The sequence below is a fragment of the Ruminococcus sp. AF31-8BH genome, assembly GCF_003460605.1.
GTDB lineage: Bacteria > Bacillota > Clostridia > Lachnospirales > Lachnospiraceae > Blautia_A > Blautia_A acetigignens.
This window is the reverse complement of sequence record NZ_QTVN01000003.1, coordinates 190,286-208,585: the sequence shown is the minus strand read 5'-3', so window position 1 is coordinate 208,585 and position 18,300 is coordinate 190,286. Positions and strand designations below refer to the sequence as shown.

Annotated in this window: 13 protein-coding genes; all 13 read left to right on the top strand. The window is 44.7% G+C overall.

Features of this window, described 5'->3' with window-relative positions; translation table 11 throughout:
- Positions 1-30: 30 nt before the first annotated feature.
- The gene (locus DWZ38_RS05255; RefSeq protein WP_117850684.1) at positions 31-963 is read left to right on the top strand and encodes an AraC family transcriptional regulator; all 933 of its coding nucleotides are present in this window, start codon (positions 31-33) and stop codon (positions 961-963) included.
- A gap of 1 nt (position 964) precedes the next feature.
- On the top strand, positions 965-1,477 hold the full coding sequence (locus DWZ38_RS05250; protein WP_021925718.1) for a hypothetical protein: 513 nt from the start codon (positions 965-967) through the stop codon (positions 1,475-1,477).
- Positions 1,478-1,766: 289 nt separating this feature from the next.
- Positions 1,767-3,053, top strand: a complete 1,287-nt coding sequence (locus DWZ38_RS05245) for an extracellular solute-binding protein (RefSeq protein ID WP_117850681.1) — start codon at positions 1,767-1,769, stop codon at positions 3,051-3,053.
- A gap of 171 nt (positions 3,054-3,224) precedes the next feature.
- On the top strand, positions 3,225-4,124 hold the full coding sequence (locus tag DWZ38_RS05240; RefSeq protein ID WP_117850679.1) for a sugar ABC transporter permease: 900 nt from the start codon (positions 3,225-3,227) through the stop codon (positions 4,122-4,124).
- Complete coding sequence (locus DWZ38_RS05235) at positions 4,117-4,944, top strand: carbohydrate ABC transporter permease (RefSeq protein WP_021925720.1); 828 nt, start codon at positions 4,117-4,119, stop codon at positions 4,942-4,944. The genes DWZ38_RS05240 and DWZ38_RS05235 overlap by 8 nt, the downstream gene beginning before the upstream one ends.
- A gap of 162 nt (positions 4,945-5,106) precedes the next feature.
- Positions 5,107-8,238, top strand: coding sequence for a glycoside hydrolase family 2 TIM barrel-domain containing protein (locus DWZ38_RS05230; protein WP_117850676.1), 3,132 nt, complete (start codon positions 5,107-5,109; stop codon positions 8,236-8,238).
- A gap of 24 nt (positions 8,239-8,262) precedes the next feature.
- A complete protein-coding gene (locus DWZ38_RS05225; RefSeq protein WP_117850674.1) occupies positions 8,263-10,287 on the top strand; it encodes a beta-galactosidase in 2,025 nt (674 codons plus the stop codon).
- Positions 10,288-10,437: 150 nt separating this feature from the next.
- Positions 10,438-11,421: an AraC family transcriptional regulator gene (locus DWZ38_RS05220; RefSeq protein ID WP_117850671.1), complete on the top strand. Its 984-nt coding sequence runs from the start codon at positions 10,438-10,440 to the stop codon at positions 11,419-11,421.
- Between the two features lie 121 nt (positions 11,422-11,542).
- Entirely contained in the window at positions 11,543-12,847 is a 1,305-nt protein-coding gene (locus tag DWZ38_RS05215; RefSeq protein ID WP_117850668.1) for a BMP family ABC transporter substrate-binding protein, read from the top strand.
- Positions 12,848-12,965: 118 nt separating this feature from the next.
- Complete coding sequence (locus DWZ38_RS05210) at positions 12,966-14,498, top strand: ABC transporter ATP-binding protein (RefSeq protein ID WP_117850666.1); 1,533 nt, start codon at positions 12,966-12,968, stop codon at positions 14,496-14,498.
- Positions 14,499-15,596 carry an ABC transporter permease gene (locus tag DWZ38_RS05205; RefSeq protein WP_021925726.1) on the top strand — a complete coding sequence of 366 codons (1,098 nt, stop codon included), beginning with the start codon at positions 14,499-14,501 and terminating at the stop codon, positions 15,594-15,596.
- Entirely contained in the window at positions 15,597-16,589 is a 993-nt protein-coding gene (locus tag DWZ38_RS05200; protein ID WP_021925727.1) for an ABC transporter permease, read from the top strand.
- 222 nt (positions 16,590-16,811) lie between these two features.
- Positions 16,812-18,110, top strand: a complete 1,299-nt coding sequence (locus DWZ38_RS05195) for a hypothetical protein (RefSeq protein WP_117850664.1) — start codon at positions 16,812-16,814, stop codon at positions 18,108-18,110.
- Positions 18,111-18,300: the final 190 nt, after the last annotated feature.

The window sequence follows — 18,300 nt, the reverse complement described above, 5'->3', positions numbered from 1 at the left end:
TAAAGCAAGACGAACTTCAAAGGAGACCATATGGCGAAGAAACGAAAAATGAAAATGGAATTCCGCTATTACCAGATGCAGGATGGCAGCCCCATTCTTGCCCTTCTTGGTGAAAAGTGGGAACAGAATTACGGAAGGGATGTGGACTTCCTTCATTTCCACAATTACCTGGAAATCGGCTACTGCTACAGCGGAGCAGGAGAACTGGTACTGGGCGAGGAGACTGTGCGTTTCGCAGGCCGGGAGTTTACAATCATCCCGCCCAACTTTCCCCACACCACTACCAGCGATATCGGAAATATCAGCAAATGGGAGTATTTGTTTATTGATGTGGAAGGCTTTCTGGCGAATGCGGCGGGAACTCCTCTGCGCGCAGAGAAGATGGTCCAGCGTATCTATTCCAAAGCCTTCTGCCTAAAAGAGTGTGAATACAAAAGCCTTTCTGATAAGATTCTTAAGATCCTGGATATTATGCGTGGTGGTGAGGAATTTTACCTGGAAGAAGCCAAGGGAATCCTTCTGGCGCTGCTGGCAGAGGTGGCAAGGCTGAACCGTTCTTCCCAGGAAGAGAATATTGAGGAAAAAGGAAAGATTACCAACATGATCGCCCGTTCCATCGACTACATATCTCAGTATTATATGGAGGATATCCGAATTGGGGACCTGGCAAAGGCAAGCCACATCAGCGAGACTCATTTCCGCAGGGTTTTCACTTCTTACATGCACATGAGCCCGCTGGAGTACATCAACAAAGTAAGGATCCAGACTGCATGTGAAATCCTGAAAAAGACAGACGAGCCCATTTCTGATATTGCCTACAAATGCGGTTTCACAACTAATTCCACATTTAACCGGAATTTCCGCCAGCTTATGGGAATGTCCCCGGCAGAGTGGCGGAAGCGTCCGGAAAATTATGAACAGCAGCTGCTGAAATTTGATATTCACTCAGAGAAAGGATGGTAGAATGTACGATTACAAAATAGTAGAACAGGTGACAAGAAAGAAAAAGAAGCTCTCCGGAGTTTTAAAAAAGACAATGGTATTCTTTGCAGTGGTATTTGTACTGATGGGAATTACCATCTCCCAGGCATTTATGCTGGCCGGCTTTTGTCTGGCAGGTCTGTATTTTATTTACGGAACCTTCTGCCAGAGGGATTATGAGTACACCCTGGAAAACGATACCCTTACCATTGACGTGATCTACGGAAACAAGTATAGAAAGACTGCCCATGAGCTGGATTTAAGAGAGCTTGAGATGATCGCCCCACACTGGCATCAGGCAGTGGCAAAGTACAAAAAGAACGGCGGAACCGAGCATCTGAAGAAATATGATTACACCTCCTATGAAGAGGATACGCCTTATTACACCATGATCATAAAGGAGGACGGACGCAAGATCAAACTCCTTTTGGATCTTACCCAGGAGATGCTCCATACCATCAAAACCAAGTATCCGCGGAAAGTCTTTTTTGCATAATTTAAAAAGAAAAGAATGTAACATATTCACAAAATGGACACATAAATTTTGTGAAAAAGTACAGAAAATACATTTTTTTATGTTTTATCTGGTGAAAATAAACGACGGAATTCGTTAAGATGACGAAAATATATAGAAAAATGAACGAACAGTAAAAAAGTTAAAAACACATATAATGGTCGAAAATGCACATTATATGAGCGGTATTGCATACATCAAAGGGCATACGGATGTTATAATGCATTCATAAGAAATACGAAGAAACAATTTATTAAGGGAGGATATTTCTATGAAGAAAAAAGTACTTACCGTATTACTCACAGGTGCAATGGTAGCTTCCATGGCAGCTGGCGCAACAGTTGTATCTGCAGAAGAGAGCGACAACACCTTAACTGTATGGGCATGGGACCAGAACTTCAATATTAAATCCATGCAGATCGCAGCTGACCAGTATGCAGCCGACCATGAGGGATTCTCAGTAGATATTATCGAGACCTCTTCTGATGACTGCCAGACCAAGCTTACCACAGCAGCGAATGCAGGTGACTACAGCACTCTTCCTGACATCGTTCTTATGCAGGACAACAGCTATCAGAAATTCCTGAAAGCTTATCCGGATGCTTTCACAGATCTGAAAGATATGGATATCAACTGGGATGATTTCGGAGCTCTGAAACAGTCCTATTCCATGGTAGATGATACACATTACGGTGTTCCGTTTGATAACGGTGCAGTTATTGCATGCTATCGTACAGATATCCTTGAGGAAGCTGGATATACACTGGATGACCTTACAGACATCACATGGTCCAGATTCGAAGAGATCGGTAAAGACGTTCATGAGAAAACAGGCAAATACCTTCTTACAAGCGAAGCAACAGGCGGCGATACACTTATGATGATGATCCAGTCCTGCGGTGCAAACTTCGTAAACGAAGACGGTGAAGCTTATATCGTTGGCAATGAGACAGCTGAGAAATGTATCGACCTTTACACAGAGTTGGTACAGAATGACGTTGTAAAACTTGTAAACAACTGGGATGAGTACATCTCCACCATCACAAGCGGCGAGGCTGCTGGTATCGTAAATGGTAACTGGATCACAGCTACTCTGATGTCCACAGAGGATCAGAAGGGCTTATGGGGAATCACCACAATGCCTAAGGTTGACGGTGTTGACACAGCTACAAACTATGCAAACAACGGTGGATCTTCTTGGTACATTACCTCTAACTGCAAGAACGTAGAGCTTGCTGAGGACTTCCTTGCAAGCACATTCGGTTCCAGCACAGACTTCTATGATGCAATCCTTCCTGAGACAGGTGCTATTTCCTGCTACCTGCCAGCTGGTGAGTCTGATGTTTACAACGAGCCAAACGAGTTCTTTGGCGGACAGTCGATCTTCTCCACAATCGTAGAGTACTCCTCTCATATTCCGGAGTTCACAAAGACTCCATATCACTATGAGGCAAGAGAGTGCGTCAACACAGCAGTTGTAAATATTGTAAACGGAACTTCCAAAGAAGATGCTCTTCAGGAAGCACAGGATACACTGGCATTCAAGATGACTGAGTAATCTTTCTTGCGATGTGATTTCAGACTGAATAAGAAATAATTTATTAGGAGGCGGGGGACTGCTAAGTGGTCCTCCGTTTTCTATACAAAAATATGGGCATTAAATGAAAGTGCGGCGGCAAATTTTCCCGGATCATTTGTCGGTACACAAGACTTGAAAGGAGGAGTTCCTGTGAATTCCAAGAAAAAAGGTATGACTCTGGCTACCAAGCAAAAGGCAGCCGGATGGATCTTCCTGGCACCCGCTTCTATTATGATTGCGATCATGAGCTTTTATCCAATGATCCGAGCATTCATCATTTCCCTGCAGACAGGTGCCGGCGCAAACATGCGTTTCGCAGATCCGATCTTCAGCAACTACAAACGTATTCTTGCAGACAAAGTATTCCAGCAGTCTATTGCAAATACATTCCTGTATCTGATCATTCAGGTTCCCATCATGCTGGTGCTTGCAATCCTGCTTGCTCAGCTTCTGAACAATAAGGACCTGAAGTTTAAGGGATTTTTCCGTACATGCGTATTCCTTCCGTGTGCGACCTCCCTGGTTTCCTATTCTTTGATCTTCCGTTCCATGTTTGCAACAGACGGTCTGGTCAACAGTGTTCTGATGAAACTGGGAATCCTGTCCACAGGATATAACTTCCTTGGAAACGCTACCAGCGCGAAGATCGTAATCATCATCGCCCTGATCTGGAGATGGACCGGATACAACATGGTATTCTATCTGGCAGGACTTCAGAACATTGAGTATTCTGTATATGAGGCAGCCAAGATCGACGGTGCAAACGGATGGAAAACCTTCTGGAAAATTACAGTACCGCTTCTGAAGCCAACCATTATCATGACATTTATTATGTCCATCAACGGTACCTTGCAGCTGTTCGATGAGTCCATGAACCTGACAAAGGGCGGTCCTGCAAACAGTACCATTACAATGTCACATTATGTTTACAATACCTGTTTCGTCAACGTGCCGAACTTCGGATATGCGGCAGCAATGTCCTTTATTATCTTTATCATGGTAGCGATTCTGGCATTTATCAACTTGAAAGTAGGTGATACTCGTGACTAAGAAAAACAAATCTGCAATCCAGAGAAGACTGATTCCTACATATATTTTTCTGATCATTGTATCATTTTTCTCCGTATTCCCGCTGTACTGGATGATTTCCGCAGCTACCAATACTTCCACAGATGTATCACGCGGACGTATTATTCCGGGAAGTCACTTTATGGAGAACTTCAACAACCTGACATCCCAGCAGCCTCTTTGGAGAGCACTTGGAAACTCTTTCCTGTATGCGATCCTGACCACTGTGATCTGCCTTCTGATCTGCTCCATCGCCGGATACGGATTTGAGGTATATCATGACAAAGGAAAAGACAGACTGTTTTCCATCCTGCTTCTTGCCATGATGGTTCCCCAGGTTGCCACAATGGTTCCGTTATTCAAGATGTTCTCAAAGGCAAAGCTTCTGAATACATCCATCGGTTTCATCCTTCCGATCATTTCCACTCCGTTTATGATCATGATGTTCCGACAGAATGCCCGTGCATTCCCGGTAGATATTATTGAAGCTGCACGTATTGACGGATTAAGTGAGGTCCGGATCTTTTTCCAGATGTTTATTCCGACCATGAAATCAACCTACGCAGCAGCCGCTGTTATTACCTTTATGAATGCCTGGAATGCATACTTATGGCCGAAGGTAATTATGACAGATAACAAAGCCATCACAATGCCAATGCTGATCGCCAACCTGATCACAGGTTATGTAACGGATTACGGTATGCTGATGTGCGGCGTATTATTCTGTTCCATTCCGACTATGGTTGTATTCTTCGTACTGCAGAAACAGTTTGCAGAAGGTATTACCGGTGCGGTAAAATAAGTTTGAAAAATGAGAGGGTGCTGCGATTTGTCTGCGGCGCCCTTTTGTTGAATAAGCGCAAATATTTATATATTTATCTTAATAAATTTCATGGAAATAAACTCTTATGTGAGTATAATAGGAACTTAGAAATTTTTATTGAAGAAACAGAAAGGATCGTATATGAAAGAATTTGATTATTCATTAGTAAAGAATCCGGAATATTTTAAGGACGGAAGAATGGATGCCCATTCCGACCACATCAGTTACGCCAATCCAGAGGAAGCTTCTCTGGAGGAGACTTCTTTTCGCCACAGCCTGAACGGCATCTGGAAATTCCATTATGCCCGCAACTATGAAAGTACAGTAAAGGGCTTTGAAAAGGAAGAGTATTCCTGCAGGGACTGGGATGATATCCGCGTACCTGCACACATTCAGATGGAAGGCTACGACGCTCCCCAGTATGCCAACGTGCAGTACCCATGGGAAGGCCATGAAGACATCCATCCTGGAGAAATCCCGGAGCATTTCAATCCAGTGGCAAGCTATGTGAAATATTTCGAAGTGCCGGAGCAGATGAAAGGAAAACGTCTTTTCATTTCCTTCCAGGGCGCAGAGAGCGGAATTGCCCTGTGGCTGAATGGAAAGTTTGTGGGATACAGCGAGGATTCTTTCACCCCGTCCGAATTTGAACTCACTGATTATGTGAAAGGTGGGGAAAACAAGCTGGCAGCCCAGGTGTTTAAGTGGACAGCAAGCAGCTGGTGCGAGGATCAGGATTTCTACCGTTTCTCTGGCATTTACAGAGAGGTTTATCTTTATACGGTGCCGGATGTACATGTGTATGATCTGCAGATTCGCGCGATTCCAGATGAGACATTAAAGAAGGCAGAATTTGAGATTAAAACAATTGCATGGGGAAAAGGAAGCGTACATATTGTTCTTTCAAAAGACGGACAGACGGTGCTGGAAGACAGTAAGAGTCTGGGAGCGGTGGCAGCAGAATCAGGCAGCAGGAATATGGATGCAGATGCAAAGAACAATGATGACGGCAAAGGTGCAGCTGCACAGGCTGATTCTTTGGACATTTTCACATGGACCGTAGAGAATCCCATTCTCTGGAGTGCAGAAGATCCCCAGCTTTACGATTTGGTTCTGGAAGTTTCCGATGAAAACGGTACTCTTCAGGAAGTCATCCCGCAGAAAATCGGTTTCCGCCGCTTCGAAATGAAAGACGGAATCATGACCTTAAACGGCAAGCGAATTGTATTCAAAGGCGTGAACCGCCATGAGTTCAGCTCCGTCACAGGAAGATGCGTATCTGAGGCAGAGCTTCGTAAGGATCTGACTACCATGAAGCAGAACAATATCAATGCCATCCGTACCTGCCATTACCCGGACGCATCTATGATCTACCGGCTTTGCGATGAGTTCGGCATTTACATGATCGACGAGACTAACCTGGAGAGCCATGGCTCCTGGGATGTGGCAGAATTTACTAAGGACTATACCTATGTAGTTCCTCACGACAAGCCGGAGTGGCAGGCTATGATGCTGGATCGTGCCAATTCCATGTACCAGAGAGACAAGAACCATGCGGCAATTCTCATCTGGTCCTGCGGAAATGAGTCCTTCGGCGGCAAGGACATTTTTGAAATGTCCCAGTTTTTCCGAAACACAGATCCTACCCGTCTGGTACATTACGAAGGGGTTTGCCATGACCGCAGATACAATGCCACCAGCGATATGGAAAGCCAGATGTATCCGTCCGTAGAGGCAATCAAGGACTTCCTTGCAAAGGACGATTCCAAGCCATTCATCTGCTGTGAGTACACTCATGCAATGGGAAATTCCTGCGGAGCCATGCACAAATATACAGACCTTACCGGCACGGAGCCGAAATACCAGGGCGGCTTCATCTGGGACTACATTGACCAGTCTATTTACAAAAAAGACCGCTACGGCAAGGAATTCCAGGCCTACGGCGGAGACTTCGGCGAGCGTCCTACTGACTACAATTTCAGCGGCAACGGAATTGCCTACGGCGGCAATCGTGATGCGTCTCCGAAGATGCAGGAAGTGAAGTTCAATTATCAGAACATTACCGCACAGGTAAAAGAAGAAACCGTGAAGGTTATCAATAAGAACCTGTTTGTAAATACCAATATCTTTGACTGCAAGGCAACGCTTCAGAAAGATGGAAAGGTTGTCCGCACAGCTGTCATGGAGACTGCAGTAGAGCCTTTAAGCCAGAAAGAATATGCCCTTCCATTTAAGAAAGAGGAAAAAGCAGGCGAGTATACCGTAACCGTATCCTTCCATCTGAAAGAGGATAAGCCATGGGCAAAGGCTGGCCATGAGGTAGCCTTCGGCCAGTACGTATACAAGGTAGAAGCACCTGTGAAGCCATGCACAGCACCCCTTCAGGTCATTCACAGCACTCACAACATCGGTGTCAGAGGTGCAGAGTTTGAAGTACTTTTCTCCGTACTCAACGGCGGACTGGTATCCTATAAATACGCAGGCAAAGAAATGATCGAGGCCATTCCGAAGCCTAACTTCTGGCGTGCACCAACAGACAATGACTGTGGAAATCTGATGGCAATGCGCTACGCACAGTGGAAAATTGCCAGCATGTATGTAAACCACAAGGAATACAGAGGCGCAGCCTACGGACCAGGAAATAAACCCAAGGTGGAAGAGAAGGAACATTCTGTAAAAGTATCCTACACCTATTTCCTTCCTACAACCCCGGCGGCAGAGTGCACCCTTACTTACGAGGTTTACGGAGACGGAAGAGTACGCACCACCCTTTCCTATGATCCTGTGAAGGAGCTTGGCGATATGCCGGAGTTCGGTGTGATTTTCAAGTTTAATGCAGATTATGACCATGTAAGCTGGTATGGACTTGGAGAGGCAGAGACCTACGCAGACCGCAAGAAAGGTGCTAAGCTTGGCATCTACAGCAACCTGGTAAAAGATAATATTGCAAGATATATGGTTCCCCAGGAGTGCGGCTCCAAGGAAGAGGTAAGATGGGCGAAGATCACAGACCGCAAGGGCAGAGGAATGCTCTTTGAGATGGATCCGGAAAACGGCCCGATGATGTTCTCAGCCCTTCCATATACCCCGCATGAAATGGAAAATGCAATGCATCCTTACGAGTTTCCGGAAGTTCACTACACGGTAGTCCGTGTGGCAAAAGGCCAGATGGGAATTGCAGGAGACGACAGCTGGGGCGCACGCACCCACGAGGAATATCTGCTGGATGCAAGCAAGCCTATGGAGTTTTCCTTTGTATTTAAGGGAATCTGAGATAGATCATAAAAGGAGACAGCGATGGCAAAAAAAATAGAATACGGCCGCTTTTTGCACGGCGGAGATTATAACCCGGAGCAGTGGCTGGACCGCCCGGACATTCTGAAAAAAGACATTGAATATTTCAAAGAAGCCCATATCAATACCGTATCTGTAGGAATTTTTTCCTGGGCTGTGCTGGAACCGGAAGAGGGAAAATACAATCTGGACTGGCTGGAGCAGATCATTGATAATTTATACAAAGAGAGAATCTATACCATCCTTGCCACACCATCCGGTGCAAGGCCAAAGTGGATGGCAGACAAATACCCGGAAGTCCTTCGCATGGATCCGGACCGTACCAGAAGATTTTTTGGAGGCAGGCATAATCACTGCTACACCTCCCCTGTATACAGGGAGAAGGTTCATGCAATAGATAAGCTGCTTTCCCAGAGACTTGGCAGCCATCCAGGGGTGATCCTGTGGCATATTTCCAATGAATTCGGCGGAGAGTGCTACTGCCCGCTGTGTCAGCAGAAATTCCGGGAATGGCTGAAGGAGAAATACGGAACCATTGAGAAGCTGAATTCCAGTTGGTGCACCACTTTCTGGAGCCATACTTACAACAGCTTTGACCAGATTGAGGCGCCATCACCCAAAGGAGAGGATGCTTTGCATGCCCTGAATCTGGACTGGAAACGCTTTGTCACAGACCGCACCCTCGACTTTATCAAAGAAGAGATATCTGCAATCCGTGAAGGCGGTTCAGAGCTTCCGGTAACAGCCAATCTGATGTACGATTACAATGGACTGGATTATAAGAAATTCCGTGACGTTCTGGATGTTGTGTCCTGGGACAACTACCCGGGATGGCACAAAAAAGAGGAATATCTTACTGCCATTGATGCAGGCATGCAGCATGACCTTATGCGCAGCATCAAGAAGCAGCCCTTCCTTCTTATGGAATCCTGCCCCTCCGCTACCAACTGGAAGCCTATCAATAAGCTGAAAAAGCCAGGCATGATGCTGGCAGCCTCTTTGCAGGCTGTGGCTCATGGATCTGACAGTGTGCTGTACTTCCAGCTGCATCAGAGCCAGGGTGCTTCTGAGAAATTCCATGGGGCTGTGATCGACCACTACGGCGGTGATGATACCCGTGTGTTTAAAGAAGTGACAGAAGTAGGCGAGGCACTTGTGAAGCTTCAGGAAGTATGCGGCAGCCAGATGAAGGCTCCGGCGGCTGTCCTTTACGACAGAGAGAACAACTGGGCAATACAGGATGTACAGGGTCCGAGAAACGAGAATATGTTTTATACAGAAGCAGTACAGAAGCAGTACCGTGCACTGCGGGAGCAGGGTCTGAATGTGGATGTGATTTCCATGGAGCACGACCTTTCTGATTACAAGATCGTGGCAGCGCCGATGGCTTATATGTTCCTGGATGGCTACGAGAAGCAGCTGCGTACATTTGCTGAAAACGGCGGAACGCTGGTGCTTACCTACTGGTCCGGACTTGTGGACGGCACAGATAAGTGTTTACTTGGGGGAACTCCTTACGGTCTGATGGAGGCAGTAGGCCTTCGCACAGAAGAAATTGACGCCCTTTATGACTGGGAAGAGAATTTCGGCATCCCGGAAAACGGCAATCACCTTGGAATAACAGGTACTTACACCTGCAAAAATCTGTGTGAGCTTGTGAAGGTTTCTGATGCCGAAGTGCTGATGCGCTACGGCAAAGATTTCTACGCAGGCAGACCAGTTCTGACACACAGGGCATATGGAAAGGGTCACGTATACTATGTATGCGCGGATATGGAGCAGGCCTTCTATGAAGACTTCTACGGACGCACTGTAAAAGAAGCGGGTGTACAGGCTCCTCTGGAATTCGTTCCAGCAGGCGTTTCCGTTACCCTGCGTGAAAATGAAGCATACCAGTATCTGTTTATCCAGAACTTTGCAAGAGAGCCAAAAGCAGTCCCGGTTCCGGCTGGTTATGAAGTGCTCTACGGAACAGAGAAGGAAGTTCTTGCGCCTCTGGAAACCAGAATACTGAAACGAAGCAAATAAAAAATGAAATAAGATGCAGGAGACCAATCCTCTCCTGAAAATAAGAAGCCAGTGCGAAAAGATTTTTTGACACTGGCTTCTTTTTGACTGTATAATGGGAAAAACGGACTTTTGCGTTGAACGTTTTAGAATACAGTCAGGAGGTACCCTGTGCAAAAAGAACTTTTGGAAAAGCTTCGTGAAATTACAGAAGAAGAAAAACGGATCCTGAACGGAGAGGCTGAAGTAGATAGAGACCTTTATACATCAGGAAAGGATTTTACTGTTGACAGCAGCAAGATGCTGGAGGAAGGAAAGCTGATTGCGGTGCGTACCCACACACGATTTATCCATTTTCCTCTCCACCGGCATAATTATGTGGAGGTTCTTTATGTCTGTGAGGGATCCCTTACCAATATTATAGATGGAAAACAGGTAATTGTGCGAAAGGGGGAACTTCTTTTTCTGAATCAGTTTACCCATCATGAAATCCTGGCGGCAAAAAGAAATGACATTGCGATTAATTTTATGATTCTTCCGGAATTTTTCGATGTGGCATATACAATGGCGGGCAACAACAATGTGCTGGCGAATTTTCTGGTGAATGTGCTTCGCCGTGATAACCAACGAGGAGAATATCTTCATTTTAAGGTATCAGAGGTGCTGCAGATCCAGAATCTTCTGGAGAATATGATTTATTCCCTTGTGACAGGCCGGGGAAACCAGAATCGGATCAATCAGACCACAATGGGGCTTATTTTCCTTTATCTTCTGGACTCTGTGCAGTGTGTGGAAATGCGTCTGCCAAATCAGTATGAGAATATGATTTCCATGACTACGCTGGATTATATTGAGCAGAAATACCGCACTGCTACCCTTACTGAGCTTTGCGAAATGCTTCACCTTCCTATGCATGTGCTTAGTAAAATGATCAAGAAAACTACGGGCTATAATTTTAAAGAGTTGCTGCAGAGAAAACGACTCAGCAAGGCGGTGGAACTGATGTGCGATACAGATCTTCCCATCAGTGATGTGATCGCAGCAGTTGGGTATGAGAATAACAGTTATTTTCACCGGGTGTTTAAAGAACGCTATCATGTAACGCCAAGAGCCTTTCGTCTGGAAAATAAAAAAAGCGACCAGGTGCGTTTATAAAAAAATCCAAAAAAATTTATAATTTGTTCAAAAAAATTTTTTAAATTAGTTGCAAAAGGTTGACATCTAATTAGAAAAAAAATAAAATGAAAGCAAATAAAAATATCAAGGAGGAAGTAAAATGAACAAAATGTGTAAAAAAGTTGTCAGCCTTCTTCTTGCAGCAGTGATGGTACTCACAATGACTGCCTTCGCTTCTGTTGTTTATGCCGCTGACGAAGACAAGGTAGAAGCTGACCCGAACTTCAAAATGGGCGTTATCCTTGTAGGCGATGAGACTGAAGGATATTCTGCAGCTCACATTGCAGGCATTAAGGAAGCTGCTGCAGAGCTTGGACTTGATGACAGCCAGATCATCTGGAAATATAAAGTTCCGGAAGATTCCAGCTGTTATGATGCAGCAATTGACCTTGTGGGACAGGGATGCTCCCTGGTAATCGGAAACAGCTACGGACATCAGACTTATCTGGTACAGGCTGCACAGGAGTATCCGGATGTAACCTTCGTTTCTATGACAGGTGATTTTGCAGCAATCAGCGGTCTTGAGAACTTCAAGAATGCATTCACAAACATTTATGAATCCCGTTATGTATCCGGCGTTGTAGCTGGCCTGAAGCTGAAAGAGATTATGGAAGACGGTACTCTTACAGCTGAAACTCAGCCAGACAGCTTTGATGCAGACGGCAATGTTAAGATCGGTTATGTTGGAGCATTCAGCTATGCAGAGGTTGTTTCAGGCTACACTGCATTCTACCTTGGTGTTAAGAGCGTAGTTCCGAATGTTGTAATGGAAGTTAAGTACACAAACTCCTGGTTTGATATTGACAAAGAGGGTGCAGCAGCTGAGGCACTTATTGCAAACGGCAGTGTTATCATTGGACAGCATGCAGACTCTACAGGTGCTCCTGCAGCTACACAGAAGCTTCATGATGATGGCAAGATCTGCTACTCTGTAGGATACAACATTGATATGATCGCAACTGCTCCAACAGCAGCACTTACTTCTGCAACCAATAACTGGGCTGTATATTACAAACACGCTATTGCAACTGTAATGGGCGGCGGTGATCTTGAGCAGGATTGGTCCGCAGGATATAATGATGATGCAGTAGGTATTACAGACCTTGGTGAGTCCTGCGCAGAAGGCACAGCAGATTATGTTGCTGACATTGAGAGCAAGCTCAAAGATGGTTCTCTTCAGGTATTTGATACTTCTACATTTACTGTTGGTGGCGAAGAGGTTACTTCTGCACCGGTTGATCTTTCCTTTATGGATTACACAACTGATCCTGCAACTGTTGTATACCAGGGCGAGACAGTTGAGGCAATTCAGGACGGACATTTTGCAGAGTCCACATTCAGAAGTGCTCCATACTTTACACTTCGTATTGACGGAATCACAGAGGATGCAGAGGCAGTTGAATAATTGACAGACCTTATGTGAAATGCTGTTTCTGACAGCTAAGAATTAGATGAATCCAAAAGGGGAGCTGTAAAAATGGCTCCCCTTTTCTTAATGAAAAAGGGAAGGGAGGCACAACACTTTGGAATATGCAATTCAGTTAAAAAATGTTACCAAAACATTTGGAAAAGTTGTTGCCAACAAAAATGTAAGCCTTGATGTAAAAAAAGGCGAGATCCTCTCCCTCCTGGGAGAAAACGGAAGCGGTAAGACTACCCTTATGAATATGATCTCCGGTATCTATTTTCCGGATTCAGGAGAAATCCTTGTTGATGGGAAGAGAGTAGAGATCCGCTCACCAAAAGATGCTTATGATCTGGGAATCGGTATGATCCACCAGCATTTTAAGCTGATCGATGTATTCAGTGCCACAGAAAATATTGCTCTTGGACTTGACAAAAAACAGAAATTCGATCTGAAAGAGGTTCGGAAAAAAGCACAGGCTATTTGTGACAGATATCATTTTGACCTGGATCTGAACCAGAAGGTCTATGAGATGAGTGTGTCTCAGAAACAGACTCTGGAGATTGTAAAGGTACTTTACCGAGGCGCGAACATCCTGATTCTGGATGAGCCTACTGCAGTGCTTACACCTCAGGAAACAGAACGTCTCTTTGAAGTAATCCGTAATATGAAGGCAGATAACAAATCTGTTATTATCATCACACACAAGCTTCATGAAGTATTAGAGATTTCTGATCAGGTTGCAATTCTCAGAAAAGGCGAATATATAGGTACAGTAAACACCAGTGAAGCTACAGAGAATTCTCTGACAGAGATGATGGTAGGCAAAAAGGTAGAACTGAACATTGCCCGTTCCGCACCTGTGAATCCTGTGAAACGTCTGGAAATATCTCATCTGACTGTATATAATCGCGAGGAAATCAAGATACTGGATGACGTAAGCTTTGATGTTTACGGAGGAGAAGTCCTGGGAATCGCAGGTATTTCCGGAAATGGCCAGAAGGAGCTTCTGGAAGCCATTGCAGGACTTCAGATCACAGCGCAGGGAAGCAGCATTGAGTTCTATGAGCGCGGCAAAGAAGATCAGCCTATTCAGCTGGTTGGTAAAACACCAAAAAAGATCCGCGATGCAGGCGTTCACCTTGCATTTGTTCCGGAGGATCGTCTTGGCATGGGACTGGTAGGCTCTATGGGTATGACCGGAAATATGCTTCTTAAAAGCTATGGAAAAGGCTCATCCCCGATTACAGATATGCGTACTCCAAGAAAAATGGCAGAAAAGGTAAAAGAGGAACTGGAGGTTGTAACTCCAAGCCTGAATACTCCTGTATCCCGTCTGTCCGGCGGAAATGTGCAGAAGGTTCTGGTAGGCCGTGAGATTGCAGAGGCACCTACTGTACTGATGACTGCATATGCGGTAAGAGGCCTTGATATCAATACCTCTTATACGATTTATAATCTTCTGGATGAAGAGAAAAAAGAAGGAGTTGCAGTTGTATACGTTGGTGAAGACCTGGACGTTCTTATTGATTTGTGCGACCGTATCCTTGTGCTTTGCGGCGGTAAGGAGAACGGCATTCTGGATGCCAGAACTACTACCAAGGAAGAAGTGGGACTTCTTATGACAAATCTTCGGAAGGAGGGAAAATAAATGAGCGAAGTAAAAACAAAAGAGCCCTTGATCCGAATTATTAAGCGTGACAGAAGCAGCTTTGGCTATAAGGTATGGGTTCGGGCAGCTGCCATTATTCTGGCACTGGTCGTAGATGCTATTTTCATTTATAGTGTAACCGGGCTAAATCCGCTGTCTGTATACGGAGTTATGTTAAACGGAACCTTTATGACAAGCATCCGTTTTTCCTGGGCAATGCGAGATCTGGTAACCCTGCTTTGCATTGGTATTGCCCTTGCTCCTGCGTTTAAAATGCGCTTCTGGAATATTGGTGCAGAAGGTCAGGTGCTTGTAGGCGGTCTTGCGACAGCTATGATTATGGTAAAATTCGGAGGAAGCCTTCCTACACCGGTGCTTTTTCTGGTAATGTTTCTTACAAGTGTAATTGCCGGCGGTCTTTGGGGATTTATTCCGGCAGTATTTAAAGCATATTGGAATACCAACGAGACTCTTTTCACCCTGATGATGAATTACGTTGCAACAAGTATTGTTGCATGTATGACGAACATTCTCAGAGGAAAGGCCTCCAGTCTTGGAAAACTGAACATGTCCACACAGGCCGGATGGTTTCCGCAGTTTATGGGTCAGAGATACAACATTAATATTCTTATTGTTGTAATTCTGATGTTTGTCATGTTTTTCTATCTGAAATATTCCAAACAAGGTTATGAGATCACAGTAGTAGGTGAATCTGAGAATACTGCAAGATATGCCGGAATCAACGTAAAATGGGTCACCATCCGTACTATGATCATTTCCGGTGCAATCTGCGGTCTGGTAGGATTCCTGATCGTAGCCGGAAGAGATCAGACAATATCCACCACATCAGCAGGTGGAAACGGATTTACTGCTATTATTGTTGCATGGCTTGCAAAATTCAATACTTTTTATATGGCATTGATTTCATTTTTGCTGATCTTCCTTTCCAAGGGCGCATCAGAAATTGCTTCTGCATACAGTCTGAATGATTATGCAGCAAGTATTATTGAAGGAATTATCCTGTTCTTTATTCTGGGAAGTGAATTCTTTATTAATTACAAGATGATCTTCCGGGGTTCCAAAAAGGAGGTGCACTAAATGAGTAATCTGATTGCATGGATCATCAGGGCAATTCCATTTGGAACCATCATTATGTTTGGCTCCATGGGAGAAATTACTACTGAGAAATCCGGAAACCTGAATCTTGGTGTTCCGGGAATTATGTACCTTGGCGGTTTTGCCGGCTTTGCCAGCTCTTATTTCTATGAGAAAAATGCTGCAGATCCAAAAGGATGGATATGTGTGCTTCTGGCACTTACAGCAGCAATTGCGGCATCTATGCTCGGTGGGCTGATCTTCAGCTTCCTGACCATTACCTTACGTGCAAACCAGAACGTTACCGGTCTTGCTCTTACAACCTTTGGTATGGGTGTTGCCAACTTTTTCGGTGTATTTATTTTAAATGGTGCAAGCTATACAGCGGCACCTCTTGCCTATGCATCTTTTTCAAAGAAGATTCCGTTCCTGTCAACGAAGCTTGGAATTATCAGTAAAACGGTATTTCCTTATGGCTTTCTGGTGTATGCGGCAATTATTATTGCCATTGTACTTCACTATATACTGAACAAAACAAGAGTAGGTCTGAATCTTCGTGCAGTAGGAGAAAATCCGGGAACAGCAGATGCAGCAGGTATTAATGTTACAAAGTATAAATATCTGGCAACCTGTATTGGTGCAGGTCTTTCCGGTATTGGCGGCCTGTATTATGTACTGGATTACAACCAGGGAATCTGGGCAACTACAGGACAGATTGAAGCTCTTGGCTGGCTGGCTGTTGCGCTTGTAATTTTCACTACCTGGAAGCCGCTGAATGCAATCTGGGGTGCTTACCTGTTTGGAATGCTCTACTGGCTGTATCAGTTCCTTCCGAGTATTCTTGGAATTAAGGTGGCAAGCTATATTACCGATCTGATCCAGATGGTTCCGTATGTGGTTACTATCGTGGTTCTGATCGTGGTAAGCTTCCGCAAGAAAAAAGAAAATCAGCCTCCGGAAAGTCTGGGACTTTCCTACTTCCGAGAGGAAAGATAAGAGATTTTTGGAAATCCTCTGTGCAGATGTTTCTGGCATCTGCATGGGGGATTCTTTTATGTACAAACCCATGGAATTATGTGTGGCAGGAAGGCGAAAGTCAGGAGTTAACAGTTTGTGAAAAAAAGGTGTCCTCGTTCAAAAATGTTTACAAAATATTGCAAAAATGTTATATTATCTTTAACTGACACAGGCAAATGAGATCAGAAAGGAATATAAATTATGAAGAAAAGATATGTTCTTGCTGCCCTGGCAGCAATGGTAGTACTGGCAGGATGCGGGGGGAAAGCTTCCACAGACAATACAGATACACAGAACACACAGGATGCCCAGGACGATTCTGCAGCAGCATCTATGGATGACGATGAGCTGTCTGAGCTGGACCCGGAATTTTCCCAGGATCTGGAGAGCAATGAGGAAATCGATGCCGTGGATGATACAGAAGAGACAGCACTGGATCCCATCACTCCATCTGATTATCTTGTGAAAAATGCTTCCGATTACGTTACCATTGGTGATTACAGCGATGTGGAAGTGACCAAGTACACCTATGAGATCACAGATGACATGGTGCAGGAGGAAATTCAGGAAGAACTGGAGAGCTACAGCGAGGAAGAGTCTACAAATGCACCTTCTGAGGATGGCAATATTGTATATATGAATTTAACTGCTACAGTTGACGGCGAGGCCGGGGATGAGGAAGAAACCTTTATCATTCTCGGACAGGAAGAATACGGCGCTGAGTTTGATGAGAAGCTGACAGGCGTTTCTGCTGGGGATCAGCTTGATTTTTCCGTCACATACGGGGATGATACCTGGCAGGAGGACTGGCAGGGCAAAACCGTGGACTTCAAAGTAGAAGTAACGGATGTCACCAAATCCAACACGCCAGAGTACAACGACGATTACGTAAAGAACAACACAGACTACGACACCAAGGCAGACTACGAAGCAGCCGTAAAGGAAAACCTGCAGCAGAGCTATGACGAGCAGAGCACCTATGATGCGGAAGAGGAGCTGATCACGGCCTGCGTGGCAAAAACAGAGTTTACAGGCGAGTATCCGGATGCCCTGTTTGAATCCTGCAAGGAGGAAGTGCTTTCCGGCTACACCATGTTCATGGAAGATGGGGAGGAAGTAAGCGACGTTCTGGAAATGTTCGGCGTTTCCGAGTCCGATATTGAAGAAGAAGCCAAAAATCTTGTAAACCGCAGGCTGTTTATTGCTGCATATGTACAGGCAAATAATGTAGAGGTTTCAGAAGAGGAATATGTAGATTATGTAAAAGAATATGCTGCATATTATGGTGAAACTGCAGCAGATTTTGAAGCTTTATATACAAGAGAGACCATTGTAAATGCCATTTATGAAAGTAAGGCTACCGGACTTCTTATGGAGCAGGCAAAGGTAACAGAGGTTCCATATACAGCAGATACCTATGGAGATGAAAAGTCTGATGATGCCGAAAATATTGATGATATGGAAATGGTAGAAGAGGGCGAAGCGGGAATTGGCGAGTAGCAGTTGTATATTTTTAACCTTTTTTAATAATTTTTAGTCTTTTAATTTTGTGATATATATGATATAGTAATTGATACGCGACAATGGACGGACAGCAATCTGGAGATGTGATTCAGAGAGTTTGCCCGCCCATTTATTGTATGGACAAAGTAGATTTGTCCAATAATCACTTTATCGTGTGAAAAAGGAG

Bases quoted from the DNA above. Each gene is read 5' to 3' on its own strand.
- DWZ38_RS05255 (WP_117850684.1), top strand. From the start codon at position 31: ATGGCGAAGAAACGAAAAATGAAAATGGAATTCCGCTATTACCAGATG.
- DWZ38_RS05250 (WP_021925718.1), top strand. From the start codon at position 965: ATGTACGATTACAAAATAGTAGAACAGGTGACAAGAAAGAAAAAGAAG.
- DWZ38_RS05245 (WP_117850681.1), top strand. From the start codon at position 1,767: ATGAAGAAAAAAGTACTTACCGTATTACTCACAGGTGCAATGGTAGCT.
- DWZ38_RS05230 (WP_117850676.1), top strand. From the start codon at position 5,107: ATGAAAGAATTTGATTATTCATTAGTAAAGAATCCGGAATATTTTAAG.
- DWZ38_RS05225 (WP_117850674.1), top strand. From the start codon at position 8,263: ATGGCAAAAAAAATAGAATACGGCCGCTTTTTGCACGGCGGAGATTAT.
- DWZ38_RS05215 (WP_117850668.1), top strand. From the start codon at position 11,543: ATGAACAAAATGTGTAAAAAAGTTGTCAGCCTTCTTCTTGCAGCAGTG.
- DWZ38_RS05205 (WP_021925726.1), top strand. From the start codon at position 14,499: ATGAGCGAAGTAAAAACAAAAGAGCCCTTGATCCGAATTATTAAGCGT.
- DWZ38_RS05200 (WP_021925727.1), top strand. From the start codon at position 15,597: ATGAGTAATCTGATTGCATGGATCATCAGGGCAATTCCATTTGGAACC.
- DWZ38_RS05195 (WP_117850664.1), top strand. From the start codon at position 16,812: ATGAAGAAAAGATATGTTCTTGCTGCCCTGGCAGCAATGGTAGTACTG.